The following is a 10,134-nucleotide window of genomic DNA, read 5'->3' on the forward strand; positions in this document are numbered from 1 at the left end:
TGCGTGACGATCGCGATGGTGAAGTCGCGCTTCAACTCGTCGATCAGCTCCTCGATCTTGAGTGTCGAGATCGGGTCCAGCGCCGAGGTCGGCTCATCGAACAGGATGACTTCGGGGCGCACCGCGATGGTGCGCGCGATGCACAGGCGCTGCTGCTGACCGCCGGACAGGCTCAGGCCGGAGGCGTTGAGCTTGTCCTTGACCTCGTTCCACAGCGCGCCACCGCGCTGCGCCTTCTCGAGGCGACCGTCCATCTCGGACTTCGAGATCTTCTCGTAGAGGCGCTGGCCGAAGGCGATGTTCTCGTAGATCGTCATCGGAAACGGGGTTGGCTTCTGGAACACCATGCCGACGCGGGCGCGCAGCAGGTTAAGATCCAGCTTGGGGTCAAGGACGTTCTGGTTGTCGAGCATAACCTGGCCCTCGGCGCGCTGGCCGGGATAAAGGTCGTACATGCGGTTGAAGATACGGAGCAGCGTGGACTTGCCGCAGCCCGACGGGCCGATGAAGGCCGTCACGCGGTTGGCGACCAGGGTCAGGTTGATGTGCTTCAAGGCGTGGTGTTCGCCGTAATAGAAGTTCAGGTCGCGGACGCTGACCTTGGAACGCTCCTCCCCCTTCGCTACCTGCGGGGGCAGCGATACGGAGGGAACGCCGGAAGATACAGAAAGCTCACTCATTTGGCTGTCCTCTCGGCGCCGAGAATGCGCGCGCCAATGTTAAGGGCAAGTACGGTCAGGGTGATGATCAGGGCGCCGCTCCAGGCAAGCTGTTTCCAGTACTCGTACGGGCTCTGAACGAAGTTGTTGATGGTGACGGGCAAGTTGGCCATGGTCTTGGTGAGATCCAGGCTGAAGAACTGGTTGCTCAAGGCTGTGAACAGCAGCGGCGCGGTTTCGCCGGCGACACGGGCGGTCGCCAGCAATACGCCGGTGATGAGACCGGCGCGGGCCGCGCGGTAGGCGATCCGCTTGATCACCAACGAGCGCGGCAGGCCCAGCGCCGAGGCCGCCTCGCGGAGCGGATTGGGCACCAGGCCGAGCATGTCCTCGGTGGTGCGGACCACCACGGGGATCACGATCACGGCCAGCGCCAGGGAGCCTGCCAGTGCCGAGAAGCCGCCCATCGGCACCACCACCGCGCCGTACACGAACAGGCCGATGATGATCGAGGGCGCCGACAACAGGATATCGTTGATGAAGCGGATCACCGCGGTGAGCCGGTCGTTCTTGCCGTATTCGGCGAGATAGGTGCCGGCGAACAGGCCGAGTGGCGCGCCGATGCCGACGCCGATCACCGTCATGATGATGGAGCCGACGATGGCGTTGAGCAGACCGCCTTCCTGTGATCCCGGCGGCGGCGTGTTCTGGGTGAACAGCTGCACGCTGATGCCGGCGATGCCGTTGGCGAACAGCGTGAACAGGATCAGCGCCAGCCAGGTGACGCCGAACAGAGCGGCCCCCATGCACAAAGCGCGGATGATGACGTTGGTGCGGCGACGGGACGCATAAATCGGGTTCATTTAGTTGCCCGCCTTCTTCTCGAGACGCATCAGCATCAGCCGCGCCGCCGACAGCACGAAGAACGTCAGCACGAACAGCAGCAGGCCGAGCAGGATCAGCGCGGACTGGTGCAGACCGTCGCTTTCCGCGAACTCGCTGGCGATCGCCGCGGAGATCGTGGTGCCCGGCCCGAAGATCGAGCCGGAGATCCGGAACGAGTTGCCGATGATGAAGGTCACCGCCATGGTCTCGCCGAGCGCGCGGCCCAGCGCCAGCATGACGCCGCCGATCACGCCGACCCGGGTGTAGGGGATGACGACGTTGCGGACCACTTCCCAGGTGGTGCAGCCGACGCCGTAGGCGGCTTCCTTGAGCACCGGCGGCACCGTCTTGAACACATCGACCGAGATCGAGGTGATGAACGGCAGCACCATGATGGCGAGGATCAGCGCGGCATTAAACAGGCTGAGATAGGACGGCGGGCCGGCAAAGATGGTGCCGAGCACCGGCACGCCTTCGAAAGTGTTGATCATGAAAGGCTGGACGTGGTTGGCCAGGAACGGGCCGAGAACGAAGAAGCCCCACATGCCGTAGATGATCGAGGGAATGCCGGCGAGCAGTTCGACGGCCATGCCGATCGGGCGGCGGAGCCACTGCGGGCACAGCTCAGTGAGGAAGATTGCGATGCCCAGGCCGACCGGAATCGCGATCGCCATGGCGATCACCGAGGTGACCAGCGTGCCGTAGATCGGGCCCAGCGCCCCGAGCACCGGCGGATCGGCGGACGGCGCCCAGCGCTGCGTCCACAGGAACGCAAAGCCGTATTCCTTCATCGCCGGCCAGGCGCCGACGATCAGCGAGAGAATGATGCCGCCGAGAATGAGCAGGACCGACAGCGCGCAGACGCGCGTGATCCAGTAGAAGGCCTGATCGCCAAACTTGAAGGCGTTGAGCGCCTTGGCGCGATCATAGGGTCCGGCGGCTTCCATCGACGAGCTCTGTACGGCCATATCTGCCACGCCAGTCCCCTGTTCTTGTTACTGTACTGGATGCGCGAGCGCATCATTGAAGAAACATACTCAGCGCTCGCCGCGGGTCCCCTCCCCCGGTGCGAAGCGAAGCTTCGCTAGGTGGTGGAGGGTGGCGCGAAGCGCCGGGAGAGGGGGGAGCCACAGGCGCTGGAGCTTGTGGCCCTCTCCCCGCCCCTCCCCCCAAGGGGGAGGGGACACTACTGTCGGCGTGTTATCGCTCAGCTCTTGATATCAGCCGACCAGGTCTTCTCGATCAGCTTGACGACGGGCTCCGGCATCGGGATGTAGTCGAGCTCTTCGGCCATCTTGCCGCCCTTGGCGAAAGCCCAGGTGAAGAACTTGACGGCCTCGGCGGAGGCAGCCTTGTCGGCCGGGGTCTTGTGCATCAGGATGAAGGTCGCGGCAGTGATCGGCCAGGAAGCTTCGCCGGGCTGGTCGGTGAGGATCACGTAGTAACCGGGCGCCTTGGCCCAATCGGCGTTCGACGCGGCAGCCTGGAAGGCAGCGATGGTCGGCTGCACGGTCTTGCCGGCCTTGTTGATCAGCGCGGCGTAGGTCAGCTTGTTCTGCTTGGCGTAGGCGTATTCGACGTAACCGATGGCGTTCTTGGTCTGGCTGATGTTGCCGGCAACGCCTTCGTTACCCTTGGCGCCAACGCCGACCGGCCATTCGACCGCGGTGCCCGAACCGACCTTGGTCTTCCAGTCGGCGCTCGCCTTGGCGAGATAGTCGGTGAAGTTGAAGGTGGTGCCCGAACCGTCCGAACGACGCACCACGGTGATGGCGGCCGAGGGCAGCTTCAGCTTCGGATTCAGCTTGGCAATCGCGGCGTCGTCCCACTTGAGAACCTTGCCGAGATAGATGTCGGCCAGCAGCTCGCCGGACAGCACCAGCTCGCCGGAATTGATGCCTTCCAGGTTCACGACGGGAACGATGGCGCCCATCACCATCGGCCACTGGACGAGGCCGTCCTTCTCGAGCTGTTCGGCCTTGAGCGGCGCGTCGGTGGCGCCGAAGGTCACGGTCTTGGCCTGGATCTGCTTGATGCCGGCGCCGGAGCCGATCGACTGATAGTTGAGGCCATTGCCGGTCTCTTTCTTGTAGGCGTCAGCCCACTTCGAATAGACGGGGAACGGGAAGGTGGCGCCGGCACCGGTGATGTCGGCGGCGAATGCCGACGTCGATGCGGCGACGAGGCCTGCAGCGACGATTGCCTTGAGGAATTTCATGATGGTCTCCATCTGCTGAGCTAGGCGCCGAATGCGCCCGATCCTGCTCACGCCGCCCGTTTAAGGGGGGTCGATAGACCTTTTATGATGGTTCGGTGACAGTTGGATGACAGCGGCAAGCCATTGAAAAATAAAAGTTTTATGGCGCCGGCGGGGCTTTGACCTGGGGAAAAGCGGCGGTAAACGTCGCTCCGTTTTTAGGCACGCTTTCGATCAACAATCGGCCGCGATGGCGGTTAAGAATATGTTTCACCAGCGATAAACCGAGCCCCGTGCCGCCCTGCGCGCGGCTGTCGCCGACATCGACCCGGTAGAACCTTTCGGTCAGCCGCGGCAGATGTTCCGGGGCGATCCCGGGGCCGAAATCCCGTACCGCGACGCGCACTTCCGGCGCGCCATCGGGGCTCGCCGCCACCAGGATCACCGACACCGCGACACGGCCGCCGGAGGCGCCGTATTTCAGCGCGTTCTCGATCAGGTTCTCGAACAACCGCAGCAGCTCCTCGCGGTCGCCAGAGATGGTCACGGCCGCATCCGGCAGGTCCATTTCGATCTTGACGTTTCGCTCCGCCGCCAACGGCTCGAGGCCGTCGCTGACCTGGCGAATGATCGGCAGCAGATCGACCTGCATGTCCGGCCGGACATGGGCGGTGAGTTCGACCCGCGACAGCGACAGCAGGTCGTCGATCAGCCGCGCCATCCGCTTCGCCTGGGTATGCATGATGCCGAGAAAACGCTCGCGCGCCTTGGCGTCATCCCTGGCGGGGCCCTGCAGCGTCTCGATGAAGCCGGACAGTGCCGCCAGCGGCGTGCGCAACTCATGGCTGGCATTGGCGACGAAGTCGGCGCGCATTTCCTCGACCCGGCGCAACGGCGTCTGGTCGTGGAAGGTCATCAGCATGCAGATGTCGGAGCCGCCGAACGCCGTCGGTACCGACAGCGGCGTGATGATCAATTCCATCCAGCGGTCGACCGGGACGTGATCGAGATAGGTGGCGCGCCGCGGCTCGGTGGTGGCGATGGCCTCGCGCAACGCGACGACGATCTCCGGCGAGCGCAGCGCGAACTGCGCCAGTTCGTTCTTGCGCAGCGCGGGCGCCAACTGGGCGGCGGCGGGATTGAAATGGATAACGCGGCCGGCGCGGTCGAGCAACGCGGCGGGATCGGGCATGCCGGCAATGATAGCGCGCACCGCCGGCGCCTCCACCGGATTGACGCCGAGCACTTCCTCGCGCGACGCCACGACGTCATGCAGCCGCCATGGCACCAGGGCGGCGGCGGCGATAACGACGAAGGCGATCCCGGCGCGGGTCGGCGACAATTCGCCGAACAGCACCAGTGCAAGCAGCACCAGCCCGGCCGCGAGCAGGATGATCGCGGAATGCCGCAGCCGGTCGGGCCACGGCGAAAACAGGGTGGGCGGGGAAGCTTCGATGGCCATCTGACGGGCTCTTTTCCTGCTCCGGATGTCTTAGATCAGGCGCCGGAACCGCCATGTTTCTTGAGGGGGCGACCGACGCCGGCCGGGGCCTCCACCTCGATCGCCGCCGTCAACGCCTGCAGCCGTTTCGAGCGCGCGCCGACGATAAGTTCCCGACACGTCAGCAGGATGACGGAAATAAAGAACGGCGCCAGATAGTACAGGACGCGAAACAGCAGCATGCCGGCAAGCAGCTCTTCCTTGTCCATCTGCCACAGCCCGACCAGCATGGCGGCGTCGAACACGCCAAGCCCGCCCGGCGAATGGCTGGCAAAGCCGAGCAGGGTCGCGGACACGAAGATCACCGCTACGACCACGAAGCCGAGATTGGGCTCGTCGGGGACCAGCATGTACATCGCCAGCGCGCAGAAACTGAGATCGATGATGCCGATCACGATCTGCAGCAGCGTCAGCGGGCCGCCCGGCAACTGCACCGACCAGGTGCCATGGCCGACGCAGCGCGGCTTCGCCCAGACCCAGACCACATAGCCGGCAAGGCCCGCCAGGATGCCGATGGCGAACAGGCGGTTGAGCCACGGCGGCAACAGATCGATCGCCGTGGCCGCCTCCGGATGATAGGCGATGCCCATGCCGAGCACCGCGGCGTTGCCGAGCCAGAATGTCAGGCCGGCGAGAAAACAGATCTTGGCGACGTCGATCGCGTTCAGGCCCCAGGCCGAATAGATCCGGTAGCGCACCGCGCCGCCGGTGAAGACACTGGCGCCGACATTATGACCGATCGCATAACTGGAGAACGCGGCCAGCGCGTTGACGCGGTACGGGATGTCGGCGCGGCCGATCGCGCGCACCGCGAACCAGTCGTAGAAAGTCAGGGTGAAATAGCCGGCGGCCACCGACAGCGCGGCGAAGCCGATCAGGCGCGGCTCGGTCGCCTTCATGGCCTCATAGACGGCGTGGCCGTTAATGTTGCGCAGCTTGTGATAAAGCATGTAGCAGGCGAACGCGATGACCGCGACGCTGAGCAGAACACCGAGCTTGTGCAGGATTTGCTTGTCGCGCAGAAACGAGACCGCCCTGCGTATGGCTTCCAGCATTTAGACCTCGAATACGATCAACGACCAAGGGCAGTCGGGTAAACCTCGGCGTGACCGCCGTCTCGTGTCTCCAGGACGACCTGTCCTAGCGTGTTTTGAAGCAAAGTGGAATTCGTCGATCGTGAACGAAAAACACGCAGCATCAATATATTAGGTCAGGTTTAACAAACCAGAGGGGCGGTATGGCGCGCCACCTGCGGCAAATTGACGGCAGCCACCGCCTCACACGCGATGGTGAGACTTTCGTGACCTCACGCCGCCGATCTGGCGGCAAGTCGCTGGTAAAATAACAGGTCGAGTTCCGGCGCAAGTCCGGTCAGCCCCGTCAACAAGGCGTGGACCTGGCCCCGGTGATGGGTTTGGTGGTTGAACCAGTGCGCCAGCGCCGGCCCGAGTTGCTGCTCGAATTCCTCCGGTGACGATACCCGGCGATATTTGATGGTGCCGGCGATCCGTGCCTCGTCGAGGCCATCGACATAGCGAACGATCCGGGCGTCCTCGGCGATCCGTGCGGCACGCAATTCGCCGAAATCCTCAAACAGCAGCGCGTCAAGCCGATCGGGCGCCACGCCTTCGCCGGTGAAGCGCTTTTGCCAGATTCGGTCGGTGACCAGCAGATGGTTCAGGGTGCCCTGCACCGACTTGAAGAAGGCACCGCGGTCGGCGCGAAACTGATCGGGGCTGAGCGTGGCGGCAGCTTCGTAGACCAGCGCGTTGGCCCATGCATTGTAGCGGCCGAACATCCGGTAGTGTGCAGCGAGGGCCATCGGTTGCTCACCCGGCCCGAACGTGGCGGGACACCACCCAGTCGCGCAGCCACGACCCAATCGAACAGCCGACCAGGTAGAAGCCGAACAGCGCCAGGCCGAGATCGAGCCAGTAGCCGAACCGGCCCGGCACCACGCGCGCAACGGCGACGCCGACGATCACTACCGCCAGCACCGACAGCCGCTGGATCCATACTTTCGGCACCGGCTTGCCGCGATACACCACTGCGATCCACCCCATCCCGAACCCGAGCAGGAAGGCGCCGAACAGCCAGCCCCACAGAAATATTGCCAGATAGGCCATCGTTATTGCCTCACCAGGAATTCAATACGGCGGTTCTGCAGCTTGCCCTCGTCGGTCTCGTTGCCTGCGATGGGCTGGCTGCTGCCGTAACCGGTGGTGCTGAAGCGATCCGCCGGCAGGCCGGCCTTGACCAGATAATCCTGCACCGCCTGAGCGCGCTTTTCCGACAGGATCTGGTTGAAGCCGGCATCGCCGTCGCCATCGGTGTGGCCGACGATCTCCACCGCCGTGGTGGGGCAGCGCATCGCGATTTCGATCAGGCGGTCGAGCAGCCCGGCGGAATCCGCATTGATAGAGGCGCTGTTGGTCTCGAAGCGGATCCGACCCTTGGCCAGGTTCTGCGCGAACAACTGCCGGCACACCGTGGAATCCACCGGCGACGCGGCCGGCTTGACCGAAACTTCGGGCTTGGTGGTCCAGCCCGTCGGCAGTTCCTTGGCCAGGCCAGCACGGATCTGGCCGGCGGCGGCCTCATACAGGGCATCGCCGGACAGCTTGACCTCGCGGTCGGAGACGATGAGCGTGCCGGTCGATAGCCGCGACAGCGCACCGAGCGCCGAAGTGACGGCTGCAGAAAAGCCGGAGGGCGCGCCGATGCTGGCCTTGAGGTTGTCGACGATCTTCTCGTTGGCGAACTTGCGGCCGGCGGTCGCCACCAGCGCGGCGTGGACATTGTTGTCGGGGACATAGCCGCTCAGGGTCAGCGTCACCGCGACCGGATCTTTATTGGCCTGGAACACGTAGGGCGGCGCCTTGACGTCGTTGGCGGCAACCGAAAACCCCTCCGGCAGATTCTTCAGCGCCGCGGCGATGGCCTCGCGGCCGCCGAGTTCGCGCGCCATGCCGGCCAGGCTGATGGCAGTATCCTGGACGATGATCTTGCCGTCCTTCAGCTTGGCTACCTGATCGAGCAGCAACAGGGTGGCGGCATCGAAGCGAGCGGGCGCGCCCCGCGCCAGCCCCATGCGATCGACCACCTCGGTGCCATTGAGCGCGGCGCGCGCCGCCTCGACGATCCGCGCCTTGCTGGCCGGCAGCGGCGCGGTGCCCCACAGCGTCACCCGCACGTTATCGCGCTCGGCCACCCAGACGAACGGCTTGGCCTCCGCGACCAGACGGGTGCCGTCATTGACCAGCCGCACCCCGGGGGCGGCCTCCACCGACGCCACCGCGCTGCGGCGGCCCTCCTCGGAGAACGCCAGCGCGGCGAAGCTGACGTCGCGGCCGGCGACGCTGATCTGGGTCTTGTCGAGAACGGTGCTCTTGAGCGCGGTGCCACTGTTCGCAGCAAGCTCCGCTTCCAGCGGAACCGTGCTAACCCAGGCAGCCAGCACCCACAGGATGGCAAAGGGGATGAGGCCAGGCCACCATTTGCTGCTCCACCTGAAAAGTCCGTGCATTCGAAGTCCTGCGGGTCTGGAAGCAGAGAGAAAACAAACCCTTGCTGGGCTGTCAAACTGAAAACTCGACCAAAGTGTGGAACGATCGTGGGTATTGGGATAACCGTTTCTTCAGCCGTTTCTGATTATTTCCGTGGGTAACATCAATTGCTCGGTCATACGATGAAGCAAATTCGCGGGGCCATCATCCGGGCCGGACTCGACGCGCTGTATTTCAGCGGCGCGCATCGCGTGCTGCGGCCGATTTTCGGCGGCGTCGGCACCATCTTCATGTTGCACCACGTCCGCCCCGCGCATGCCGGCGTGTTTCAGCCCAATCGCCACCTGGAGATTACCCCGGATTTCCTGCGCGCTACCCTGGCCTATATCCGCGCGTCCGACATCGACATCGTAACTCCCGACGAAGTCCAGCGCCGGCTGGCCGAGCAGGACTTCTCGCGGCGTTTTGCCTGTTTCACCTGCGATGACGGCTATCGCGACAACCGCGATTTCGCACTGCCGGCGATGCAGGATTTCGACGCACCGTTCAGCGTCTACGTCGCCAGCGACTTCGCCGACGGCGGCGGCAGGCTGTGGTGGATCGCGCTGGAGCGCGTGGTCGCGAAGGCCGATATCATCGAGGCGCCGATCGACGGCCATTCGGTTCGTCTGGACACCTCGACCGCGGTCGGCAAGGAGATGGCCTTTGACCGGCTGCATGCCTGGCTCCGAGGCTTGCCGGGCGATCAGGATATTCGCCGCGAGATGACCGCGCTGTGCGCCGCCCACGGCATCGACGAAGACGCCATCAGCCGCGAACTTTGCATGAGCTGGGACGAATTGAAGCCGTTCGCCGCCGATCCGCTGGTGACGATCGGCGCGCACAGCGTCAGCCATGGCAATCTCGCCAAGCAACCTGAAGCCGTGGCGCTTCACGAACTGGCGACCAGTCGCGCGCGCATCGAAGCCACGCTGCAGCGCCCTGCCGTGCACCTGGCCTATCCTTATGGGGACCGCTGTGCCGCCGGCAGCCGCGAGTTCGCGCTGGCGCAGAAGGCCGGCTTCCAGACCGCTGTCACGACACGGCCCGGCGTGATCTTCGCCGACAATTCCGAACAGCTCACCGCGCTTCCGCGGGTCTCGCTGAACGGCAACTTCCAGGACGCCCGCTATCTGCCGGTGCTGACCTCGGGCGCCGCCACCGCAATGTACAACGGTTTCCGCCGCGGCGCGGCGTAGCCGGCGGCGCTTCGAAAGCCCTCAGACCGCTTTCGCGGTACCGTCCAGTTCGTCGTCCGGCAGGAAATACACGCCCGACATCGAATCCACCCAGCACATGTGATCGCGGACCTGTTTGACGCCGGCGACGTTCTCGGCCGCGACCACG

General features: G+C 64.6%; 10 protein-coding genes. 1 reads left to right on the top strand and 9 read right to left on the bottom strand.

Translation table 11 applies throughout. The features are described 5' to 3' along the window. The 9 genes from JWR89_RS22000 to JWR89_RS22040 form a co-directional block, all read right to left on the bottom strand. The coding region (locus JWR89_RS22000; protein WP_299720137.1) for a phosphate ABC transporter ATP-binding protein at positions 1-680 on the bottom strand (680 nt) is incomplete at its 3' end. Further along, positions 677-1,522, bottom strand: coding sequence for a phosphate ABC transporter permease PstA (pstA, locus tag JWR89_RS22005; protein ID WP_299720138.1), 846 nt, complete (start codon positions 1,520-1,522; stop codon positions 677-679). The genes pstA and JWR89_RS22000, both read right to left, overlap by 4 nt. Further along, on the bottom strand, positions 1,523-2,521 hold the full coding sequence (pstC, locus tag JWR89_RS22010) for a phosphate ABC transporter permease subunit PstC (protein WP_299720139.1): 999 nt from the start codon (positions 2,519-2,521) through the stop codon (positions 1,523-1,525). It lies immediately after the preceding gene. Positions 2,522-2,751: 230 nt separating this feature from the next. Beyond that, on the bottom strand, positions 2,752-3,762 hold the full coding sequence (gene pstS / locus JWR89_RS22015) for a phosphate ABC transporter substrate-binding protein PstS (RefSeq protein WP_299720140.1): 1,011 nt from the start codon (positions 3,760-3,762) through the stop codon (positions 2,752-2,754). 139 nt (positions 3,763-3,901) lie between these two features. After that, a complete protein-coding gene (locus JWR89_RS22020; RefSeq protein WP_299720141.1) occupies positions 3,902-5,203 on the bottom strand; it encodes an ATP-binding protein in 1,302 nt (433 codons plus the stop codon). 35 nt (positions 5,204-5,238) lie between these two features. Then, the gene (locus tag JWR89_RS22025) at positions 5,239-6,297 is read right to left on the bottom strand and encodes a UPF0104 family protein (protein ID WP_299720142.1); all 1,059 of its coding nucleotides are present in this window, start codon (positions 6,295-6,297) and stop codon (positions 5,239-5,241) included. 251 nt (positions 6,298-6,548) lie between these two features. Next, the gene (locus tag JWR89_RS22030; protein WP_299720143.1) at positions 6,549-7,064 is read right to left on the bottom strand and encodes a DinB family protein; all 516 of its coding nucleotides are present in this window, start codon (positions 7,062-7,064) and stop codon (positions 6,549-6,551) included. Positions 7,065-7,071: 7 nt separating this feature from the next. Further along, positions 7,072-7,368, bottom strand: a complete 297-nt coding sequence (locus tag JWR89_RS22035; protein ID WP_299720144.1) for a hypothetical protein — start codon at positions 7,366-7,368, stop codon at positions 7,072-7,074. A 2-nt stretch (positions 7,369-7,370) separates the two neighbouring features. Continuing rightward, on the bottom strand, positions 7,371-8,768 hold the full coding sequence (locus JWR89_RS22040) for an OmpA family protein (RefSeq protein ID WP_299720145.1): 1,398 nt from the start codon (positions 8,766-8,768) through the stop codon (positions 7,371-7,373). A 162-nt stretch (positions 8,769-8,930) separates the two neighbouring features. Here JWR89_RS22040 and JWR89_RS22045 point away from each other — a divergent pair, with 162 nt between their 5' ends. After that, complete coding sequence (locus JWR89_RS22045; protein ID WP_299720146.1) at positions 8,931-9,986, top strand: polysaccharide deacetylase family protein; 1,056 nt, start codon at positions 8,931-8,933, stop codon at positions 9,984-9,986. Positions 9,987-10,134 lie beyond the last annotated feature (148 nt).

This window comes from Tardiphaga sp. (assembly GCF_028290785.1).
Lineage (GTDB): Bacteria > Pseudomonadota > Alphaproteobacteria > Rhizobiales > Xanthobacteraceae > Tardiphaga.

Excerpts from the sequence above, each read along its gene's own strand:
- pstA (WP_299720138.1), bottom strand. The coding sequence starts at position 1,522 with ATGAACCCGATTTATGCGTCCCGTCGCCGCACCAACGTCATCATCCGC.
- JWR89_RS22045 (WP_299720146.1), top strand. The coding sequence starts at position 8,931 with ATGAAGCAAATTCGCGGGGCCATCATCCGGGCCGGACTCGACGCGCTG.
- JWR89_RS22035 (WP_299720144.1), bottom strand. The coding sequence starts at position 7,368 with ATGGCCTATCTGGCAATATTTCTGTGGGGCTGGCTGTTCGGCGCCTTC.
- JWR89_RS22020 (WP_299720141.1), bottom strand. The coding sequence starts at position 5,203 with ATGGCCATCGAAGCTTCCCCGCCCACCCTGTTTTCGCCGTGGCCCGAC.
- pstS (WP_299720140.1), bottom strand. The coding sequence starts at position 3,762 with ATGAAATTCCTCAAGGCAATCGTCGCTGCAGGCCTCGTCGCCGCATCG.
- JWR89_RS22030 (WP_299720143.1), bottom strand. The coding sequence starts at position 7,064 with ATGGCCCTCGCTGCACACTACCGGATGTTCGGCCGCTACAATGCATGG.
- JWR89_RS22040 (WP_299720145.1), bottom strand. The coding sequence starts at position 8,768 with ATGCACGGACTTTTCAGGTGGAGCAGCAAATGGTGGCCTGGCCTCATC.
- JWR89_RS22025 (WP_299720142.1), bottom strand. The coding sequence starts at position 6,297 with ATGCTGGAAGCCATACGCAGGGCGGTCTCGTTTCTGCGCGACAAGCAA.